This is a genomic window from Ralstonia soli (genome assembly GCF_023955655.1).
Taxonomy (GTDB): domain Bacteria; phylum Pseudomonadota; class Gammaproteobacteria; order Burkholderiales; family Burkholderiaceae; genus Ralstonia; species Ralstonia soli.
Genome location: NZ_JAMXHT010000009.1, coordinates 66,356 through 87,584, shown reverse-complemented (window position 1 = coordinate 87,584; position 21,229 = coordinate 66,356). Strand labels below are relative to the sequence as shown.

Annotated in this window: 20 protein-coding genes; all 20 read right to left on the bottom strand. The window is 62.6% G+C overall.

What is annotated here, in order from left to right; all coding sequences use genetic code 11:
• Positions 1-61: 61 nt before the first annotated feature.
• The 20 genes from urtE to nuoG all read right to left on the bottom strand — a co-directional run bounded on the left by urtE (position 62) and on the right by nuoG (position 21,218).
• A complete protein-coding gene (urtE, locus tag NG900_RS22870; RefSeq protein ID WP_252684044.1) occupies positions 62-754 on the bottom strand; it encodes an urea ABC transporter ATP-binding subunit UrtE in 693 nt (230 codons plus the stop codon).
• A gap of 1 nt (position 755) precedes the next feature.
• On the bottom strand, positions 756-1,607 hold the full coding sequence (gene urtD / locus NG900_RS22865) for an urea ABC transporter ATP-binding protein UrtD (RefSeq protein WP_252684042.1): 852 nt from the start codon (positions 1,605-1,607) through the stop codon (positions 756-758).
• Positions 1,604-2,782 carry an urea ABC transporter permease subunit UrtC gene (gene urtC, locus NG900_RS22860; protein ID WP_252684040.1) on the bottom strand — a complete coding sequence of 393 codons (1,179 nt, stop codon included), beginning with the start codon at positions 2,780-2,782 and terminating at the stop codon, positions 1,604-1,606. Before urtC ends, urtD begins: the two co-directional genes overlap by 4 nt.
• Before the next feature lie 4 nt (positions 2,783-2,786).
• A complete protein-coding gene (gene urtB / locus NG900_RS22855; RefSeq protein ID WP_252684038.1) occupies positions 2,787-4,418 on the bottom strand; it encodes an urea ABC transporter permease subunit UrtB in 1,632 nt (543 codons plus the stop codon).
• Between the two features lie 101 nt (positions 4,419-4,519).
• Complete coding sequence (gene urtA, locus NG900_RS22850) at positions 4,520-5,776, bottom strand: urea ABC transporter substrate-binding protein (protein ID WP_252684036.1); 1,257 nt, start codon at positions 5,774-5,776, stop codon at positions 4,520-4,522.
• Between the two features lie 253 nt (positions 5,777-6,029).
• Positions 6,030-6,509 (bottom strand): MaoC family dehydratase, encoded by a 480-nt coding sequence (locus NG900_RS22845; RefSeq protein WP_252684034.1) that lies wholly within the window; start codon positions 6,507-6,509, stop codon positions 6,030-6,032.
• Between the two features lie 38 nt (positions 6,510-6,547).
• On the bottom strand, positions 6,548-7,018 hold the full coding sequence (locus tag NG900_RS22840) for a MaoC family dehydratase (RefSeq protein ID WP_252684032.1): 471 nt from the start codon (positions 7,016-7,018) through the stop codon (positions 6,548-6,550).
• 56 nt (positions 7,019-7,074) lie between these two features.
• Positions 7,075-8,205: an acyl-CoA dehydrogenase family protein gene (locus tag NG900_RS22835; RefSeq protein ID WP_252684030.1), complete on the bottom strand. Its 1,131-nt coding sequence runs from the start codon at positions 8,203-8,205 to the stop codon at positions 7,075-7,077.
• 25 nt (positions 8,206-8,230) lie between these two features.
• Entirely contained in the window at positions 8,231-9,427 is a 1,197-nt protein-coding gene (locus tag NG900_RS22830; RefSeq protein WP_252684028.1) for an acyl-CoA dehydrogenase family protein, read from the bottom strand.
• 84 nt (positions 9,428-9,511) lie between these two features.
• The gene (locus tag NG900_RS22825) at positions 9,512-9,973 is read right to left on the bottom strand and encodes a DUF1178 family protein (protein ID WP_252684026.1); all 462 of its coding nucleotides are present in this window, start codon (positions 9,971-9,973) and stop codon (positions 9,512-9,514) included.
• A gap of 136 nt (positions 9,974-10,109) precedes the next feature.
• Positions 10,110-10,721, bottom strand: a complete 612-nt coding sequence (locus NG900_RS22820; protein WP_252684024.1) for an NUDIX domain-containing protein — start codon at positions 10,719-10,721, stop codon at positions 10,110-10,112.
• Between the two features lie 44 nt (positions 10,722-10,765).
• Positions 10,766-11,080 carry a DUF2818 family protein gene (locus NG900_RS22815; protein ID WP_027681039.1) on the bottom strand — a complete coding sequence of 105 codons (315 nt, stop codon included), beginning with the start codon at positions 11,078-11,080 and terminating at the stop codon, positions 10,766-10,768.
• A 13-nt stretch (positions 11,081-11,093) separates the two neighbouring features.
• Entirely contained in the window at positions 11,094-12,569 is a 1,476-nt protein-coding gene (nuoN, locus tag NG900_RS22810; RefSeq protein WP_252684022.1) for an NADH-quinone oxidoreductase subunit NuoN, read from the bottom strand.
• Between the two features lie 16 nt (positions 12,570-12,585).
• Positions 12,586-14,052 (bottom strand): NADH-quinone oxidoreductase subunit M, encoded by a 1,467-nt coding sequence (locus NG900_RS22805; RefSeq protein WP_252684020.1) that lies wholly within the window; start codon positions 14,050-14,052, stop codon positions 12,586-12,588.
• A gap of 12 nt (positions 14,053-14,064) precedes the next feature.
• Complete coding sequence (gene nuoL / locus NG900_RS22800) at positions 14,065-16,122, bottom strand: NADH-quinone oxidoreductase subunit L (protein ID WP_252684018.1); 2,058 nt, start codon at positions 16,120-16,122, stop codon at positions 14,065-14,067.
• A gap of 42 nt (positions 16,123-16,164) precedes the next feature.
• Positions 16,165-16,476, bottom strand: a complete 312-nt coding sequence (gene nuoK / locus NG900_RS22795) for an NADH-quinone oxidoreductase subunit NuoK (protein WP_004630788.1) — start codon at positions 16,474-16,476, stop codon at positions 16,165-16,167.
• Between the two features lie 17 nt (positions 16,477-16,493).
• Positions 16,494-17,126 carry an NADH-quinone oxidoreductase subunit J gene (locus tag NG900_RS22790; protein WP_252684016.1) on the bottom strand — a complete coding sequence of 211 codons (633 nt, stop codon included), beginning with the start codon at positions 17,124-17,126 and terminating at the stop codon, positions 16,494-16,496.
• A 155-nt stretch (positions 17,127-17,281) separates the two neighbouring features.
• Positions 17,282-17,773 (bottom strand): NADH-quinone oxidoreductase subunit NuoI, encoded by a 492-nt coding sequence (gene nuoI, locus NG900_RS22785; protein WP_003261939.1) that lies wholly within the window; start codon positions 17,771-17,773, stop codon positions 17,282-17,284.
• A 20-nt stretch (positions 17,774-17,793) separates the two neighbouring features.
• Positions 17,794-18,858, bottom strand: coding sequence for an NADH-quinone oxidoreductase subunit NuoH (nuoH, locus tag NG900_RS22780; protein WP_252684014.1), 1,065 nt, complete (start codon positions 18,856-18,858; stop codon positions 17,794-17,796).
• 8 nt (positions 18,859-18,866) lie between these two features.
• Positions 18,867-21,218, bottom strand: a complete 2,352-nt coding sequence (gene nuoG / locus NG900_RS22775) for an NADH-quinone oxidoreductase subunit NuoG (protein ID WP_252684012.1) — start codon at positions 21,216-21,218, stop codon at positions 18,867-18,869.
• Positions 21,219-21,229: the final 11 nt, after the last annotated feature.

The window sequence follows — 21,229 nt, the reverse complement described above, 5'->3', positions numbered from 1 at the left end:
CACGGCTTGCGCACGTCTGCCACGCGACATTTTTGGCAAAACGCCTGTGCGTCAGACAGCATCAGACTGCAACCAGGTCGCGCACACCGTCCGCTTCCATGTTGGCGCCGTCGCCCTTGGCAATCACCTCGCCGCGGCTCATGACGACGTAGCGGTCAGCAATGCTGCGGGCGAAGTCGTAGTACTGCTCGACCAGCAGCACCGACATGCCGAACTCGTCCACCAGCCGGCGCAGCGTGCGGCCGATCTCCTGGATGATCGACGGCTGGATGCCCTCGGTCGGCTCATCGAGGATCAGCAAGCGCGGTTCGCTCATCAGCGCGCGGCCGATCGCCAGTTGCTGCTGCTGGCCGCCGGACAGGTCGCCGCCGCGCCGCCCCTTCATCTCCTTGAGCACCGGGAACAGCGCGTAGATCGAATCCGGCACCTTGGACGGCGCACGCTTGGCCGCCGCGCCGATCAGCAGGTTCTCTTCCACCGTCAGGCGCGGGAAGATCTCGCGGCCCTGCGGCACATAGGCGAGGCCCTGCGAGACGCGCTCGTATGCCGGCAGCTTCTGGATGGCGCGCCCTTCCCAATCGATCGCGCCGCTGGCGGTGGGCACCACACCCATCAGGCATTTGAGCAACGTCGTCTTGCCGACGCCGTTGCGGCCGAGCAGCGTGGTCAGCTTGCCCGCAGGCACTTCGAAACTGACGTTGCGCAAGATGTGGCTGCCGCCGTAGTACTGGTTCAGTTGAGCGATGGTGAGCATGTCAGCGTCCCAGATACGATTCAATGACGCGCTCGTCGCGCTTGACGGCATCAAGCGTGCCTTCAGCCAGGACGCTGCCTTCGGCCAGCACGGTCACGCGCCCTTCCGCCCCCGCCAGCGCGGCGACAAACTCCATGTCGTGCTCCACCACCATGATCGAGCACGACCCACGCAGGCCGTTGAGCAGCGCGGCGAGTTGCATCGTTTCTTCATCCGTCATGCCGGCGACGGGCTCGTCGAGCAGCAACAGTTGCGGCTGTTGCATCAGCAGCATGCCGATCTCCAGTCGCTGCTTCTGGCCGTGCGAGAGCAAACCGGCGGGCCGATAGGCCTCGGCTTCCAGGTGGATGCGGCCAAGCGTCTCTTCGATGCGCTGGCGGCCGTCGTTCAGCAGGCGCGCGCGCAGCGACACCCACCAGCGCTTGTCGGCCTTCATCGCCAGTTCCAGGTTTTCCCACACGGTGTGCTGCTCGAACACCGTGGGCTTCTGGAACTTGCGGCCGATGCCGATCTGCGCGATGCGGGGCTCGGTCAAGCGCAGTAGGTCGATGGTCTGGCCAAGGAAGACGCGACCCGTCACATCCGCATTGCGCGGGCCGGTCTTGCCGGTGATCACGTCCATCATCGTGGTCTTGCCCGCGCCGTTGGGGCCGATGATGCAACGCAGTTCGCCGTGATCGATCGACAGCGTGAGCGCGTTCAGCGCACGAAAGCCGCCAAAGCGCACCGTCACATCTTCGAGATACAGGATGGCGCCATGCGAGACGTCGATCTTGTCCGGCTCAACCAGATGGCCCATGCCGGTGGCGGTGCCGGTCTCCGCACGGTCGGGGAGTTCGGTAAAGGTACTCATGCGTGGTCTCCGGCGGGCGGTGCGGCAGTGGCGGCCTTGGCTTCGGGTGCCTTGCTTTGTGCAGGCGCGCGCTTCTGCATGCGCAGCTTCCCAATCACGCCCAGCACGCCATTCGGCAGGTACAGCGTCACCAGCACGAAGATCGCGCCCAGCACGAACAGCCAATACTCCGGCACCCAGGCCGTCAGCAGCGTCTTGGCCCCGTTGACGAGGAACGCGCCGATGATCGGGCCGATCAGCGTGCCGCGCCCGCCCACGGCCACCCACACGGCCATCTCGATCGAGTTGCCCGGCGACATCTCGCCCGGGTTGATGATGCCGACCTGCGGCACGTACAGCGCGCCCGCAACGCCGCACAGCACCGCCGAGAACGTCCACACGAACAGCTTGTAGCCGAGCGGGTTGTAGCCCGAGAACATCACGCGCGCTTCGGCATCGCGGATGGCCGTGACGACGCGGCCGAACTTGGATGTGACGATCGCGCGGCAGGCGATGAACGCCAGCACCAGCGCAACGAATGTCGCGACGAACAACACGGTGCGCGTAGGCAACGCCCACACCTGAAAGCCGAGGATGCGCTTGAAATCTGTAAAGCCGTTGTTGCCACCAAAGCCCGTCTCGTTCCGGAAGAACAGCAGCATGGCCGCGTACGTCATCGCCTGCGTAATGATCGACAGGTACACGCCCTTCACCCGTGAGCGGAACGCGAAGAAGCCGAATAACCACGCCAGCACGCCGGGCACCAGAATCACCAGCAGCATTGCCCAGGCGAAATGCTCGGTGCCGTGCCAGAACCACGGCAACTCCTTCCAATCAAGGAAGACCATGAAGTCCGGCAGGTCGCTCTTGTACACGCCCTCGCGGCCGATGGAGCGCATGAGGTACATGCCCATGGCGTAGCCGCCGAGTGCGAAGAACACCCCGTGGCCAAGACTCAGGATGCCGCAGTAGCCCCACACCAGATCGAGCGCCAACGCAGCCAACGCGTAGCACATGATCTTGCCGATGAGCGTGAGCGCATACGCCGACAGATGCAGAGGGCTGCCCTCCGGCACCAGCAGCGCGCACACCGGCGCCCCGATGCAAACGATAAGCGACACCAGCACCAGCGCGGTCCACCCGCGCCGCGACAGCAACGGCATGCGCGCCGGAATATCAAGAGAGAACTTGGTCATGTTGTCAGGCCTCCGCGCTGCGGCCCTTGAGGGCAAACAGACCCTGCGGACGCTTCTGGATGAACAGCACGATCAGCACCAGCACGATGATCTTCGCCAGCACCGCGCCATAGAACGGCTCGATGAACTTGTTGATGAGCCCCAGCCCGAACGCGCCGATGATGGTGCCCGCCAGCTGCCCCACCCCGCCCAGCACCACGGCCATGAACGAATCGATGATGTAGCCCTGGCCGAGGTCGGGCCCGACGTTGCCGATCTGCGAGAGCGCGCAGCCGCCCAACCCGGCAATGCCGGCACCGAAGGCAAACGCGTAGCTGTCGACCTTCCACGTGCGCACGCCGACGCAGGCGGCCATCGTGCGGTTCTGCGTGGTGGCACGTACGAACAGACCCAGACGCGTGCGGTTGAGCACGGCCCACGCAATCGCCACCACGGCCAGTGCAAACAGCAGGATCACCAGGCGGTTGTACGGCAGGATCAGCCCCGGCATGAGCGCAATGCCGCCGCTCATCCAGCTCGGGTTGGCGACCTCCACGTTCTGCGCGCCGAAGATCGAGCGCACGGCCTGCATCAGCAGCAGGCTGATACCGAAGGTGGCGAGCAGCGTTTCCAGCGGCCGGCCATACAGGTGGCGCAGCACCAGCCGCTCCAGTGCAAAGCCGACCACTGCTGCAGCCAGGAAGGCCGCCGGCAGCGCTGCCGGCAGATACCAGTCGAACGCGTTCGGGAAGTAGTTGCGGAAGATGGTCTGCACCACGTACGTGGCATACGCGCCAATCATCAGGAATTCGCCGTGCGCCATGTTGATGACGCCGATCAGGCCGTAGGTGATCGCCAGCCCCAGGGCAGCCAAGAGCAGCACCGAGCCCAGGCTCAGGCCGGCAAACAGGTTGCCGATCAGCTCCGACTTGCGCTCCTGAGCAGACAGGCTATCGAGCGCTTGTTGTGCGGCTGCACGCAGTTCGTCATCCGCCCCGCTGTCCTTGGCGAGCAGCGGTGCGATGCGCTGGCGCGTCTGCGGGTTGGTATCGCCCGCGAGCAGCTTGAGCGCTTCGAGCTTTTCGGCATGCGTGCCGTCGTCGAGCGCGAGGTTGGCCCACAGCAGATGCAGCTTGGTGCGCAGCTCCGGATCGGTCTCATGCTTGCGTGCGGCATCGACGATGGGGCGCGAGGCCGTCTCCGGGCGCGCCAGCAGCGTATCGACTGCCTGTGCACGCACGGCGCGGTCCGGCGATTGCAGCACGAAGCCGCTCGCCGCGCTGTCCACTTGCGAGCGCAGCGCGTTGTTCAGCGTGAGGGATTGCAGGTCATCCGCCTTGACGGTGACGGGTTGGCCCGAGATCGCGTCCAGATAGCGATCGCCGTCCTGGCGGACCATGCCGGCCGCAGGAGCGAAGAACAGTGCATCGTTCTGCAGCGCTTGCAGGATCGGCCCGGCCTGTTCGGCGGGCGCCGCAACCAGTGCGTTGAGCGTCTTCACCTTGGCGTCGAAATCGTCTTCGGCCAGGGGCTTGAGATCGGCCTGTGTCAGGCGCTGTCCGGCAGCCGATGCAGAGACGGCGGGCATCGCAGCCAAGCAGAAAGCGCACAGCAGTGCGGCAAGAAAACGGGGCAAACAGCGAGACAGACGCATCATGGCAATCCGATGCGTGGTACCCGGCGATGAGCGGCCGGGCACCACGTCGTACAGCGTGGTTCAAAAGGCCGGCCGCAACACCAAGCGGCCGAGCCAGCCGATCACTTCACCTCGTCAGGCTTGCCTTCGTTGCCCGCGATGTACGGGCTCCACGGCTTGGCGCGAATCACCGTCGGCGTCTTCCACACGACGTTGAATTGCCCGTCGCCACGCACTTCGCCGATCATCACAGGCTTGCTGAGGTGATGGTTGTTGTTCATCACCAGCGTGTAGCCTGACGGCGCCTTGAACTGCTGGCCGTACATGGCCTTGCGGACCTTGTCCACGTCGGTGGAGCCGGCCTTTTCAACGGCCTGTTTCCACATCATGATGCCGACGTAGGTGGCTTCCATCGGATCGTTGGTGACGCGCTTGTCGCCGCCCGGCAGGTTGTTGGCCTTGACCCACGCGGCCCACTTCTTCTTGAAGTCGTCGTTCACCGGGTTCTTGACCGACATGAAGTAGTTCCATGCCGCCAGATGGCCGACCAGCGGCTTGGTGTCGATACCGCGCAGTTCCTCTTCACCCACCGAGAACGCCACCACCGGCACGTCCTTGGCCTTCAGGCCAGCGTTGCCGAGTTCCTTGTAGAACGGCACGTTGGAGTCGCCATTGATGGTCGATACCACGGCCGTCTTGCCGCCCTGCGCGAACTTCTTGATGTTGGCGACGATGGTCTGGTAATCGGAGTGGCCGAACGGCGTGTAGACCTCTTCGATGTCGCTGTCCTTCACACCCTTGCTGTGCAGGAAGGCGCGCAGGATCTTGTTGGTCGTGCGCGGATACACGTAATCGGTGCCGAGCAGGAAGAAACGCTTGGCACCGCCACCCTCCTTGCTCATCAGGTATTCCACCGCCGGAATGGCCTGCTGGTTGGGTGCTGCACCGGTGTAGAAGACGTTCTTCGACATCTCTTCGCCTTCGTACTGCACCGGGTAGAACAGCAGGCCGTTCAGTTCTTCATACACTGGCAGTACCGACTTGCGCGACACCGAGGTCCAGCAGCCGAACGTCACGGCCACCTTGTCCTGCGTCAGCAGCCCGCGCGCCTTTTCGGCAAACAGCGGCCAGTTCGACGCCGGGTCCACCACCACCGGCTGGAGCTTGCGGCCCAGCACGCCGCCGCTCTTATTGATCTCGTCGATCGTCATCAGGGCCACATCTTTGAGCGACGTCTCGGAGATGGCCATGGTGCCCGACAGCGAATGCAGGACCCCAACCTTGATCGGCTCTTTTGCCTGAGCAAACGCGAGGTTCGAAACAGACAACAGCGTTGCGGCGGCGACTGCGGACAGCTTCAACAGCTCACGACGTTTCATTGCGGCTCCTTGGGTTTATTGGTAGCGAGAACGACTCCCACGCCCCAAAGTGCAACTACCGTGCCATCACTTTCCGCTCTTGGAATGGGAAATCCGCGCCAAAACGGTGCCTATTCCGCGCCAAGTCCGCGCATTTGTCCCCCGTGATGCGCGCGCATGGGGCACGCGCAGACAAGCACAGAACAAGCGAAGCGCAAGCGCAAAAAACAAAGGCCGGCATTGCGCCGGCCTTGGAGACATGGGTGGAAGTGCCTCAGGAATATCGCCTCGAGATCGATTCCGCCACGCAAACCGGGCGCTCCTGCCCTTCCCGCTCGATGGTCACCGCCCAGATCATCTGAGCGCCGGTCAACGCGGGCGCGTTGGGCAACGGCGGCAGCGTTTCCATCTCAAGCAGGCTCACGCGCGCGCGCACACGGCTACCCACGGGCACCGGCGCTGTGAAGCGGACCTTGTTCAAACCGTAGTTCACGCCCATCTTCACGTCCGGCATCTCGATGGCGTTGGCCATCAGCATCGGCAACAGCGACAGCGTCAGAAAACCGTGCGCCACCGGCGCCCCGAACGGCGACTCGCGCTTGGCGCGTTCCACATCCACGTGAATCCACTGGTGATCGCCCGTGGCCTCGGCAAACAGGTTGACCTGCTGCTGCGTGATCTCGGTCCAATCGCTGACCGCGACTTCCTGGCCAATCAATCCTTTCAGTTCGTCGAGCGACTCGATGATGCGCATCTGGGTTGTCTCCTTGTTGTTATGGAAGTGCAATCGCCTCAGGCCTTCGGGCGCCGGCCAAACAGGCCCATGCCCGTCACCGTGCAGACCAGCTCGCCGCGCTGGTTGTGAGCCTCCCAGCGGTTGACTGCCACGCCGCGGTCCGGTTTCGACTGCGACGGCTTGATCTCCATGCATGTGCTCGACACCGACAGCGTATCGCCCGGGTACACCGGTTTCATCCAGCGGATTTCATCCACGCCCGGCGAGCCCATGCTGGCGGCCTTGCCCAGGAAGCCCGTCACCATCAGTCGCATCATGATCGAGCAGGTCATCCAGCCGCTCGAGATAATGCCCCCGTAGATGCTGTGCTTGGCCGCCTCGGCGTCGATGTGGAACGGCTGCGGGTCATACTGCCGTGCGAAGGTCAGGATCTCTTCTTCGGTGACGGTGTATGTGCCCATCTGCAGCGTACGACCGACTTCGAAATCGTCGAAATAGAAGTCGTACGAGCGCGTTGCTTGTGTCATGGCGTGTCCTCCAAATGACAACGCCCCGCATGACTGCGGGGCGCTGATGACTGCAATTACGCTGCGTTCTGGAAGCCCGGCAGCGATGCGAAGCGGGCCAGGTGATGATCTACGTCGCCGAGCGTCGTGTTGATCATCGTGAGCCGCTTGAACATGTGCGCGGCCGGCAGTTCGTTCGTCACGCCCATGCCACCGTGCAACTGCACCGCTTCCTGGCCAACGTCGCGCGCAGCCTGGCCGACCCGTGCCTTGGCTGCCGACACATAGCGGCGGCGCGCTTCCACGTCGCCGTCTTCGAAGTGCGCCGCGGCCAGCCACGTGACCGAACGCGCCTGCTCGGCGTGGATGAACATATCGACCATGCGATGCTGCAGCGCTTGGAAACGTGCGATCGGCACGCCGAACTGCTGGCGCGTCTTCGTGTATTCCAGCGTCGCGGCGTTCAGAGCGTCGATCAGGCCGACGGCTTCTGCGCACAGCAGCACGCAGCCCAGATCGGCCACGGCGTCGATGGTCTCCCAGGCTTCGCCAGCCTTGCCAAGCAGCGTGGCCGGTGCGTTGTCAAAGCGGATATCTGCGGCGTGCAGGTTGTCGATCGTGCGGTAGTCCTTGACCGTGACGCCGGCAGCAGTGCGGTCGACCAGGAACAGCGACAGGCCAGCCGTGTCACGGGCCTCGCCAGCGGTGCGCGCCGAGACGATCAGCTTGTCGGCCTGCGCGCCGTGCACGACCACGGCCTTCGCGCCGGCGAGCGTCCAGCCGCTGCCTTGCTGCACAGCACGCGTCGTCACGTTGAAAAGTTCGTAGCGCGATTGCGGCTCGCCAAAGGCGATCGCCAGCTTGACGGCGCCACCGGCCACTTCCTCCAGCAGCGCTTCCTGGCCACCCGCGAGCTTGAGCGCCTGCGTGCCCAGCACGGTCGCCTGATACGGCTCCACCACCAAGCCACGGCCGAGTTCCTGCATCACCACCAGCAGGTCCATCGCGCGGCCGTCAAAGCCACCTTGCGCTTCCGGCACCGGCAGCGCGGTCAGGCCCAGCTCGGCGAGAGCATCCCAGTGGCCTTGCGACACCCCTTCCGGCGAGTACACCACCTTGTTGCGCGCCTCAAAGCCGTAGTCCTTGTCGATGAAGCGGCGCACCGCATCGGCCAGTTGCTTCTGTTCGTCGGTGAACGAGAAATCCATTGTTGTCTCCGTTATCCGTTGCTCGTTAGACGCCCAGAATCATCTGGCTGATGATGTTGCGCTGGATCTCGTTCGACCCGCCGTAGATCGAGGTCTTGCGATAGTTGAAGTAGTACGGCGCAAGCGGCGCGGCGTCGTTGTCGCCCGTCACCGCATCGGCGGTGTCGCCCTCCAGGTAGCTCGGGTCGAAGGGTTGGGCGTACGGACCCACAGCCTCGACCATCAGCTCGGTCAGCAGCTGCTGGATCTGCGTACCCTTGATCTTGAGTAGCGATGCCTCGGGGCCCGGGCCCTTGCCAGCGTTCTCGCTCGACACAACGCGCAGCACGGTCATCTCCAGCGCCATCAGCTCGATCTCCAGGGAAGCCACCTTGGCCGCGAACACCGGGTCCTGCAGCAGCGGCTTGCCATTCTTCTCATGCTGCAGGGCAACGCGCTTGAGGAAGGCCAGCTCGCGCTTGGACATCCCCACGCGTGCAATGCCGGTGCGCTCGTGGCCGAGCAGGTACTTGGCATACGTCCAGCCGCGGTTCTCTTCGCCGATCAGATTTTCGACCGGTACCTTCACGTTGTCGAAGAACACCTCGTTCACTTCGTGTTCTTCGTCGAGCATGATGATTGGGCGCACGGTAATGCCGGGCGTCTTCATGTCGATCAGCAGGAACGAAATGCCCTCTTGCTTCTTGGCTTCTGGGTCGGTGCGGACGAGGCAGAAGATCATGTCGGCGTGCTGGCCGAGCGTGGTCCAGGTCTTCTGGCCATTGACGATGTAGTGATCGCCCTCGCGCACGGCGCGGGTCTTGACCGAGGCGAGGTCGGAACCGGAGCCCGGTTCGGAATAGCCCTGGCACCACCAATCGGTGCAATCCAGAATGCGCGGCAGGAAGTAGCGCTTCTGCGCCTCGTTGCCGTATTTCATGATGACGGGCGCGACCATGCTGACGCCGAACGGCAGCACGCCAGGCGCGCCGATCTGCGCGCACTCTTCGTCCCAGATATGCTTTTGAATGGGCGACCAACCGGTACCGCCCCACTCGACCGGCCAGTGCGGGACCGACCAGCCCTTGCCCGCGAGCGCCTTGTGCCAGCGAACGAAATCTTCGCGGTTCAAGCGGCGGTGGTTCAACACCTTGTCTTGGATGTCCTTGGGCAGATTGGCTTGCAGCCAGCCGCGGACTTCCTGGCGGAACGCATCATCAGCCGCCGAGTAGTTCAGATCCATGCCTGTCTCCTTTGGTTGGCGCTGCGCCGCGGCAAATCGGCGAAGCACGTTCTGTCGGACCGGCGCGGACCTGAATCAGGGCGACTAGTGCACGGGCTGCTTGAGCGCGTCGGGCACCAGCAACGGCATCACTTCGATGCCCTCCTCTGCCAGCTCCTGCGCTTCCTCCCGAGACGTCGTCCCGCGAATACCCCGCTCCGGCGCCTCGTTGTAATGCATACGACGCGCCTCCTCTGCAAACCGCTCGCCGACGTCCTCGGTGTTGGCAAGGACATGGCGCACGGCTTTCAGATAGAGCTGTTGCAGGGCCACGGGCACGCCACCTTCGCCTTCTGCTGCCTTGGCGGCACCGCTCTGCTGAGCAGTCTCCGCACGGGACGACGACAGATTCAGGCGCGGCGCACTCGGCAAGCGCTCAACCTCGTTGTGACCGCAAACCGGGCACGTCAATAGCCCGCGTTCTTGCTGCGATTGCAGGTCGGCATCAGAGCCGAACCAGCCTTCGAAGCGGTGGTCATTGGCACAGCGGAGGTCCAGCACTTTCATGATCGGTCCAGCGCATGGGGATGAGTGTATCCCCGATTCGAAAATTTGTGAACGGTCGTGCTAATTTTTTCGCACGACCGTTCGCCATGGTAGCGACAACAGGAGAACCAAGCGTCGGAACGGCTACGCAAGCGACTCAAGAACCACTTGGCGTCCAGGCGCCGGACAGGATCTTCTCGAGCCAGAACGTACCGATGATGGTCTTCACGTCAGAAATCTTGCCCTCGCGCACCCAATCAATCAACTGACCGGCCGGCGTGATGAACGTCTCGAGGAACTCCCCCTCGTCGAGCATCGCCTCGCCCTGCTTCAGATCGCGTGCGAGATAGATGTCGATGAACTCGGTGGAATACGAAATGACCGGGTGGATGCGAGTGAGGTAATCCCAGCGCTCGGCCGTGTAGCCGGTTTCCTCGTGCAGCTCGCGCTTGCCGCAGGCGAGCGCACCCTCCTGCGGATCGAGCTTGCCGGCCGGAAATTCGATCATCACCTTGCCGACCGGATAGCGGAACTGGCGCTCCATCAGCACCGTGCCGTCATCGAACAGCGGGATCATCATCACCGCGCCGGGGTGGATCAGGTATTCGCGGCTGGCATTGCGGCCATCCGGCAGACGAACGATGTCCTGCTTGAGCGTGAGGAACTTGCCCTGATGCATCAACGCAGATGCGACCTGGGTTTCGCGCAGACCGGCATCCGGGTCTTGCGCCGTATCAGGCGAGGCGTTCAGCGGGGTGTGATCGGACATGGCGCTCTCTCATGCCGAGACAGCGAGAACCTGCCCGGCGGGAATTAACGGGAATCGCGGGGATGGCGAACCAGGTATTGCCACGTAAAGCCGGGAAACGCGAACACCAGCATCAGGCAAGCGGTGATCGCGTAAAACTGCCAGCCTTGCGCAAACGCATTGCCTTGGCTCGATTCGATACCGAAGCCGATCAGCCCTACCACCACATACATGGCAATCAGCTCGGTGCCTCGCAGCCAGAACGGCTTGCGGGGCCAGCGTGCCGGCACCAGGGCCAGCACGCGTTGGTTGACGAACGGCAGGTTGGCACAGATCAGTGCCAACACGATGACAAACAGGCCGCCCGTCGAAGTGCTCATTGCGCCGGACAGCTTACGAAGCCAGCGTCAGGCGGATCGCCTGATAGCACATGCCCATCAGGCCGGCCGGGAAAATGCCCAGCAGCAGCACCAGCAGGCCGTTGACCGACAGGAGCGAGCGCAGACCGAAGGTGGCTTCCACGGGGCCCTCGTCCGACGGTGCATCAAAGTACATCACCTTGACGACACGCAGGTAGTAGAACGCACCCACCAGCGAGAACAGCACGGCCACCACGGCCAACCAGGGCATCCCCGCGTCGACCACTGCGCCCAGCACCGACAGCTTGGCGTAGAAGCCGACCGTCGGCGGCAAGCCGGCCAGCGACATCATCATGAACAGCATCAGCAGCGCAAACCACGGGCTCTTCTTCGACAAGCCCTTCAGGTCGGCGATCTCTTCCGCCTCATAGCCCTTGCGTGCCAGCAGCAGAATCATGCCGAAGGCGCCCAGTGCGGTCAGCACATAGGTGATGGCGTAGAACATCGACGCGCTGTAGGCCTGCGCCGTCAGGTCCGGCTTGCCGGAGCTCACGCCCGACAGCAGACCCAGCAGCAGAAAGCCCATGTGCGACACCGTCGAGTAGCCCAGCAGACGCTTGAAGTTGGTCTGCACCACGCCCGTGACGTTACCGATCGCCAGCGAGACGACGGCCAGCACAATCAGCATGTTCTGCCAGTCGAATGCCAGCGGCAACAGGCCCTCGACCAGAATGCGCAGCGTCATCGCAAACGCCGCAACCTTCGGCGCACCGGCAATCAGCAGCGTCACTGCCGTCGGAGAACCCTGGTACACGTCGGGCACCCACATGTGGAACGGCGCCAGACCCAGCTTGAACGACAGACCCGCAACGATGAACACGACGCCGAACACGAGGATCGTCTTGTTGATCTCGCCGCCCTTGATCGCGTCAAAGACCTTGCCCAGCTCCAACGAACCGGTCGCACCATACAGCATCGACATGCCGTACAGCAGCAGGCCCGAAGCCAGCGCGCCGAGGATGAAGTACTTCATGGCCGATTCGGACGACACGTTCGAGCGGCGGCGCAATGCGACCAGCGTGTACGACGCCAGCGACAGCAGTTCCAGACCCAGATAAAGCACCAGGAAGTTGTTGCCGGTGATCATCACCACCTGACCGCCCAGCGTGAACAGGGCGAACATGTAGAACTCGCCGGCCGACATGTCGCGATCGGTCAGATAGCGGCGCGTATAGACCAGCGTCGCAAAGAGCGTCAGCGCGCAGAACGACGCCAGCACATTGGCCATCGGGTCGATCACGGCCATGTTGCCGAAGGCGTAGTGCGTCTCGCCGGTGGCTGCGTTCAGACCAAACCAGACAGTCAGCACGAGCGTGATCAGCAGCGAAACCGGATAGGCGACGCTGCTGCGGTTCTTGCCGCGCGCCAGATCGATCCAGTTGACGGCACCAATGCCTAGCGCGAGAAAAATGATTGGGGCAACAGCCGCAATAGAGGAGGACGATTGCATAGTTTCTTCTCGCTGCTTACAGCTTCGACTGAGCCACGTGGGTCAGCAGGTTGACCACGGACGCATGCATGACATCGGTGAAGGGCTTCGGATACAGGCCCATGTACAGGGTGGCGATGGCCAGCACGCCCAGCATGAAGAACTCGCGGCAATTCAGGTCCTTCAACTCGGCCACGTGCTTGTGCGTCACGTCACCGAAGATCACGCGCTTGACCATCCACAGCGAATACGCTGCACCAAAGATCAGGGCGGTGGCGGCCAGCAGGCCGATCCAGAAGTTGTACTGGACCGAACCCAGGATCACCATGAATTCACCCACGAAGCCCGAAGTGGCCGGCAGGCCGCAGTTGGCCATCGCAAAGAACACCGACAGCGCGGCGAACTTCGGCATCGTGTTCACCACACCGCCGTAATCGGCGATCTGGCGCGAGTGCACGCGGTCATACAGCACGCCAATGCACAGGAACATCGCGCCCGAGATGAAACCGTGCGAGATCATCTGGACGATACCGCCCTCGATACCGATCTCGTTGAAGATGAAGAAGCCCAGCGTGACGAAGCCCATGTGCGCGATCGATGAATATGCGACCAGCTTCTTCATGTCGGCCTGCACCAGCGCCACCAGACCGATGTAGATCACGGCGACCAGCGAGATCGCGATGATGAACGTCGACAGGCTGTGGCTCGCATCCGGTGCGATCGGCAGCGAGAACCGCAGGAAACCGTACGCACCCAGCTTCAGCATGATCGCGGCCAGCACCACGGAGCCGCCAGTCGGCGCTTCCACGTGGGCGTCCGGCAGCCAGGTGTGCACCGGCCACATCGGCACCTTCACGGCAAACGCCATGAAGAACGCCAGGAAGATCATGATCTGCTCGTTCATCGACAGCTTGAGTTGATGCCACTGCAGAATCTCGAACGTACCGCTATGGAAGTACAGGTACAGCAGCGCGACCAGGGTCAGCAGCGAGCCCAGCAGCGTGTACAGGAAGAACTTGATGGCCGCATACACGCGGTTCGGGCCGCCCCACACACCGATAATGATGTACATCGGGATCAGCGTGGCTTCGAAGAACACGTAGAACAGCAGACCGTCGAGCGACGCGAACACGCCAATCATCAGACCCGACAGGATCAGGAACGCGGCCATGTACTGCGCCACGCGCTCGGTGATCACTTCCCAGGCAGAGATCACCACGATCACCGTGATGAACGCCGTCAGCACCACGAACCACATCGAGATGCCGTCAACACCTAGGTAGTAGCTGATGTGGAAGCGCTCGATCCAGGACGATTTTTCGACGAACTGCATCGCGGCCGTCGACTTGTCGAAACGCGTGATCAGCGGCAGCGTGATCACAAAGCTGATCAGCGAGCCGATCAGCGACATCCAGCGGACATAACCGGGATTGCGGTCTGAGCCCGAGGCCAGCACCAGCACGCCGAAGAAGATCGGCAGCCAGATCGCAAAAGACAGAACCATTTTTGTTATCCCTTATTTGCCCGCCAGGAACACGAAGTACGTCAGCAGCCCAACCGTGCCGATGATCATCGCGAACGCATAGTCATAGATGAAGCCGGACTGGAGCAGGCGCACGACACTTGCGAACCACCCCACCAGACGTGCGCTGCCGTTGACGACCACGCCGTCGATCACGCCCTGATCGCCGCCCTTCCACAGGCCACGGCCAAACTTGACCGCACCGTTGGCGAAGACGATCTCGTTGATCTTGTCCATGTAGTACTTGTTGTCCAGCAGCGTGTAGACGCCGGAGAAACGCTTGGCGATCGCTGCCGGAATATCCGGGCGCTTCAGGTAGAAGAACCACGACAGCACGACGCCAGCCATCAGCAAGATGAACGGTGCCGACGTGAAGCCGTGGAGCGCCATCTCGACCCAGCCGTGGAAATCTTCGGCCAGCACCTTCATCGCTTCGTGGTTCTCGCCGTTGAAGATGACTTCCGAGAAGACCACGCCGTGCTTGAAAAACTCGCCGAACAGCATGGGTTGGATCGCCATCGCACCGATGATGACCGACGGGATCGCCAGCAGCACCAGCGGCACCGTCACCACCCACGGCGACTCGTGCGGCTTCTCGCCCGGGGCCAGACCGTGATGCTCGTGGCCGCCGTCTTCCTCTTCGTGATGCTCGTCGTGGTGCGTGTCGGCCTTGCCGAAGCGCTCTTCACCGTGGAACACCAGGAAATACATGCGGAACGAGTAGAACGCGGTCACGAACACACCTGCCAGTACCGCCCAGTAAGCGAACTCGGCGCCCGGCAGATGCGATTCGCGCACCGCTTCGATGATCGAATCCTTCGAGTAGAAGCCCGAGAAGAACGGCGTGCCGATCAGCGCCAGCGAACCCACCAGCGACGTCAGCCATGTGATCGGCATGTACTTGCGCAGGCCACCCATGTTGCGCATGTCCTGATCGTGGTGCATGCCGATGATGACCGAGCCCGCACCGAGGAACAACAGCGCCTTGAAGAAGGCGTGCGTCATCAGGTGGAACACGGCCACCTGGTAAGCCGATGCGCCCAGCGCAACCGTCATGTAACCGAGCTGCGACAGCGTCGAATACGCCACCACGCGCTTGATGTCGGTCTGGATGATGCCCAGGAAGCCCATGAACAGCGCGGTAATGGCGCCGATGATCAGCACGAACGACAGCGCGGTGTCCGACAGTTCAAACAGCGGCGACATGCGCGCGACCATGAAGATACCAGCAGTCACCATGGTGGCCGCGTGGATCAGCGCGGAGATCGGCGTCGGGCCTTCCATCGAGTCCGGCAGCCACACATGCAGCGGGAACTGGGCCGACTTACCCATCGCGCCGATGAACAGGCAGATGCAAGCCACCGTCAGCATGTGCCAGTCGGTACCCGGGAAGCCGATCGTCGCCAGGTTATCGCGGGCGGCGAACACGTCGGCGTAGCTCAGGCTGCCGCTGTAGGCCAGCAGCAGGCCGATGCCGAGCACAAAGCCGAAGTCACCCACGCGGTTGACCAGGAACGCCTTCATGTTGGCGTAGATGGCCGTCGGGCGCTTGAACCAGAAGCCGATCAGCAGGTACGACACCAGGCCCACCGCTTCCCAGCCGAAGAACAGCTGCAGGAAGTTGTTGCTCATCACGAGCATCAACATCGAGAAGGTGAACAGCGAGATGTACGCGAAGAAACGGTTGTAGCCGTCGTCTTCTGCCATGTAGCCGATGGTGTAGATGTGCACCATCAGCGAGACGAAGGTCACCACGCACATCATCATCGCCGTGAGCGAATCGATGAGGAAGCCGACTTCCATCTTCAGCGAGCCGACCGTCATCCATTCATAGACGGTGCCGTTGTAGCCAGCGCCGTTCATGACGTCGGAAAGCGTCAGCGCCGACAGAATGAAGGCGATCGCAACACCGAGGATGGTGACGCTGTGGGACGCCGCGCGGCCGATCTTCTCGCCGAAGAACTTGGTGCCGAACAGCCCGGCGATCGCCGCGCCGGCCAGCGGCGCGAGCGGAATCGCCAGCAGCAGGTTGGGATTGAGCGTGGTAGCCATGGAACGCTTCTTATAGGTGGATGCGGAGGTCAGCCCAGGGGTTTAACCCTTCAGGCTGTCCAGATCGTCGACGTTGATGGTGTCCAGGTTACGGAAGAGCACCACCAGGATGGCGAGACCGATCGCGGATTCCGCCGCGGCCACCGTCAGGATGAAAAACACGAACACCTGCCCCGCCAGATCACCCAGGTAGTGGGAGAACGCGACGAAGTTCAGGTTGACCGCAAGCAGCATCAGTTCGATCGCCATCAGCAGCACGATGACGTTCTTGCGGTTCAGGAAGATGCCGACGATGCTGATGGCAAACAGCACCGCGCCGAGCACGAGGTAATGGGCAAGGGATAGCGAAGACATATGGATACTCCCGGGGCTCAGCTGTTGGATTCAGCCGAAGCTGCACCAGCGGACTTCTCTGCCGGCATCGAGACCAGACGCACACGATCCTTGCGCTGTACGCGGATCTGCTCGGATGGGTTCTGCGCCTTCGTGTCCTTGCGGCGACGGGCAGTCAGGGCCACGGCTGCGACGATCGCCAGCAGCAGCACAGCACCAGCCACTTCAAAGGCGTAGATGTAATCGGTGTAGATCAGCTTGCCGAGCGCCTGGGTGTTCGGGCCGTTGAAGCCCTTGGGCAGTTCCTGCACGGGCTGCACGCGGCCCATGAAGGTCTTCGTCAGCACCACGGCCATTTCCAAGATGATGACCACGCCCACAAAGGCCGCCATCGGCACATATGTCCAGAAATCGCGTCGCAGATGCTCGATGTCGATATCGATCATCATCACCACGAAAAGGAACAGCACCATCACTGCCCCCACGTAGACCAGCACCAGCGTGATGGCGAGGAATTCTGCCTTCAGCAGCATCCAGATCGCCGCCGCAGTAAAGAACGAGAGCACGAGGAACAGCGCCGCGTGCACCGGGTTCTTCGCGGTGATGACCTTCAGCGCTGCGAGCACCAGCACGAGCGCGAAACAGTAGAAGATGATCGTCGTGATTTCCATGATCCTGGCACGCGCCGTTTTGCGGCACGTGCTTGTCCAAAGCCGTGGCGGCAAGATTTGCAACTTGCCGCCACAACTGGTTGGCTCACGTGGAGCCGAAGTCCTTCCGGGATGTCAACTGCACCACCCGCCAACTGCTCGGCGGGCGTCCTGAATCAGCGGTACTTTGCGTCGGCCGCCTTGTTGGCCGCAATTTCCGGCTCGAAGCGATCACCCACGGCCAGCAGCATGTCCTTGGTGAAGTACAAGTCGCCGCGTTTTTCACCGTGGTATTCCAGGATGTGCGTCTCGACGATGGCGTCCACCGGGCAAGCCTCTTCGCAGAAGCCGCAGAAAATGCACTTGGTCAGGTCGATGTCATAGCGCGTGGTACGGCGGGTACCGTCATCGCGTTGATCGGACTCGATCGTGATGGCCAGGGCCGGGCATACGGCTTCGCACAACTTGCAAGCAATGCAACGTTCCTCTCCGTTCGGATAGCGACGCAGCGCATGCAGACCGCGGAAACGCGGTGAAAGCGGCGTCTTCTCTTCCGGGAAGAGAACGGTGATCTTGCGCGCAAACAGGTAGCGCCCGGTCAGCGCCAACCCCTTGAAGAGTTCCTTCAGGAGCAGGCTGTTAAAGAATTCCTTGATGGCAAGCAACATGGTGGCTTCCTATTGTCCCGTTACTTCCAAATGTTCCACGGCGACACGATCCAGATGGCAACAACGACAAGCCAACCCACAGTGAGCGGAATGAAGATCTTCCAGCCCAGGCGCATGATCTGGTCATAGCGATAACGCGGGAACGACGCACGCAGCCAGATGAAGACCGACAGCAGCAGGAAGACCTTGATCAGCAGCCAGAAGAAGCCCGGGATCCAGTTGAATACCGGTGCATCGATGGGCGAGGCCCAGCCGCCGAGGAACATCGTCGCCGTCAGCGCCGAGATGACGATCATATTGATGTACTCGGCCAGGAAGAACAGCGCGAACGCCATGCCCGAATACTCGATCATGTGACCGGCCACAATTTCGGACTCGCCTTCCACCACGTCGAACGGGTGGCGGTTCGTTTCAGCCACGCCAGAGATGAAGTACACGCCAAACATCGGCAGCAGCGGCAGCCAGTTCCACGACAGGATGTTGATGCCGTGACCCGCGAAGAAACCGCGGTTCTGCGAGTTGACGATGTCCGACAGGTTCAGGCTGCCCGTCACCATCAGCACCGTCACAAGCGCGAAGCCCATGGCGATTTCGTACGAAATCATCTGGGCCGAGGCGCGCATCGCACCCAGGAACGCGTACTTGGAGTTCGAGGCCCAGCCGGCCAGGATCACGCCGTACACACCCACCGAGCTGATCGCCATCACATACAGCAGACCGGCGTTGATGTTCGACACCACCGCCTCTGCCTGGAAAGGCACCACCGCCCAGATCGCCACGGCCGGCATCAGCACCATCAGCGGCGCGATGATGTACATGCCACGGCTGACCGCGCTCGGCACCATGACTTCCTTGAGCAGAAGTTTGAGCACGTCGGCAATCGGCTGCAGCAAGCCCATCGGGCCTACGCGGTTCGGGCCCAGACGCACGTGCATCCAGCCGATCAGCTTGCGCTCCCACAGGATCAGGTAGGCCACGCACAACAGCAGCGGCAGGACGATGCAGACCGCCCGCACCAGCGTCCAGATCAGCGGCCACCAGCCACCAAAGGTGGCGGTACCGAAAGAAGTAATCGACTCGATCATGTTGACCCTTACACCGTAGCCGCCAGCGCGGACGATTCAACCTTCTCAACGCTCACCGCGCCAAACATGGCACCCAGCTGGGCCGAAGCCTCGGTAGCGGCCGGTACGCGGATCACGCCGGAAGCCAGCGACTTGTCCAGCACGGCCGGCAGCACCACACTCGCCTGCCCTTGCGTCACGCGCACGGCATCACCGTTTGTCAGGCCAAGTTGCGCATACAGATCAGCCGGCAGGCTGGCACGCACTGCGGCACGGGCGGCTGCGGTCAGTTGCAGCGAACCGGCGCGGCGCACGATCGGGTCAGCGTGATAGATGGGCACGTCAGCCAGGCGCTCGATACCCGCAGCAGAAGCGGTGGGAGCGGCGGTCTGTGCAGTGGTCGTGTTCGACAGGCGTGCGGTGACCGGCTTGGCCAGCACTTCGTCGCGCACCACTTCCGAGCTGTCGTACTCAAAGCCCGACACGTTCAGCAGGTTGCCCAGCACACGCAGCACCTTCCAGGCCGGACGCGAATCGCCGAGGCTACGCACGACGCCGTTGAAGCTCTGCGGCAGGCCTTCGCAGTTGACGAAGGTGCCCGAGGTTTCCGTGAACGGCGCGGTCGGCAGCAGCACGTCTGCGTATTCAAGAGCGGCGCGTGAGGCGAACGGCGACAGCACAACCACCGTGTCAGCCTGGTCCAGTGCAGCACGGGCTTGCGCCGGGTTGGCGGAATCGAATTCCGGCTCGGCGCCCAGCAGCACGTAGGCACGACGCGGTTGCGCCAGCATTGCCGCGGCGTCCAGACCATTGCCTTGCGGAAGCGCACCAGCAATGTACCCGCCGACCGTATTGGCCGCCTCGGTCAGGAAGCCCAACGTGGCGCCGGTCTGTTGCGCGACCCACTGGGCCAGCGCGTGCAGCTGCGAGAATTGCGGATGCGCCACGGCAGCATTGCCCAGGAAAACGGCCTTGCGCTCACCCGAAGCCAGGCTTTCGGCGATGCGCTTGGCAACGTCACCGGCTTCAACGCCATCCGTGCCGCCCGGACGCGCAACGTTGTTGGCGGCAGCCACAGCCACAGCCACTTGCGACAGCAGCGACAGCCATTGCGACGGCGCACCCAGCAGTTGCGTGGCCGGCATCAGCAGATCTTCGCCGCCGGCGCCGATCACGTTCAGTTGCGCACCCTTCTTGCCAGCCTGACGCAGACGCGCGGCCAGCAGCGGGTGGTCCTTGCGCAGGAATGCGCCTACCACCAGCGTGCGCTGCAGCAACGACACATCGGCGATCGGCAGGCCCAGCCACGGGGCGCCCGTCGGCTTAACGGAGAAATCGGATTGGCGCAGGCGGAAGTCGACGTTGTCGCTGCCGATGCCGCGCACCAGCTTTTGCAGCAGGAACAGTTCTTCCAGCGTGCTGTGCGGGCTGGCCAGCGCACCGATCTGCTCGGCGCCATGGTCGCGCTTGATTTCGTTCAGGCCATTGGCAACGTATTCCAGTGCCGTGGTCCAGTCGACGGCCTTCCACTGACCGCCTTGCTTGAGCATCGGCTGGGTCAGGCGGTCGTCGCTGTTCACACCTTCATAGGCGAAGCGATCCTTGTCGGACAGCCAACATTCGTTGATGGCTTCGTTGTCCAACGGCAGCACGCGCATCACGCGCTGGTTCTTCGTCTGGACGATCACATTGGCGCCCAGGCCGTCGTGCGGCGAAACCGACTTGCGGCGTGCCAGTTCCCACGTACGAGCCGAGTAACGGAACGGCTTGCTGGTCAGCGCACCGACCGGGCACAGGTCGATCATGTTGCCCGACAGTTCCGAGTCGACGGTCTGACCGACGAACGTCGTGATCTCGGAATGCTCGCCACGGTTGAGCATGCCCAACTCCATCACGCCGGCGACTTCCTGGCCAAAGCGAACGCAACGCGTGCAGTGAATGCAGCGTGTCATTTCTTCCATGGAGATCAGCGGGCCCACGTTCTTGTGGAACACCACACGCTTCTCTTCCTTGTAGCGCGATTCGGACTTGCCATAGCCGACCGCCAGATCCTGCAGTTGGCACTCGCCGCCCTGATCGCAGATCGGGCAATCCAGCGGGTGGTTGATCAGCAGGAATTCCATCACGGACTTCTGCGCCTTCACCGCCTTCTCGGAGTTGGTGAAGACTTTCATGCCCGCGGTGACCGGCGTGGCGCAGGCAGGCAGCGCCTTGGGCGCCTTCTCGACCTCGACCAGGCACATCCGGCAGTTGGCCGCGACCGACAGTTTACGGTGATAGCAGAAGTGAGGAATGTAGGTGCCCGCCTGGCGAGCTGCCTCCATCACTAGGCTGCCTTCGGCAACCTCGACCTTCTTGCCATCGATTTCGATTTCAACCATGTTCTGCCACG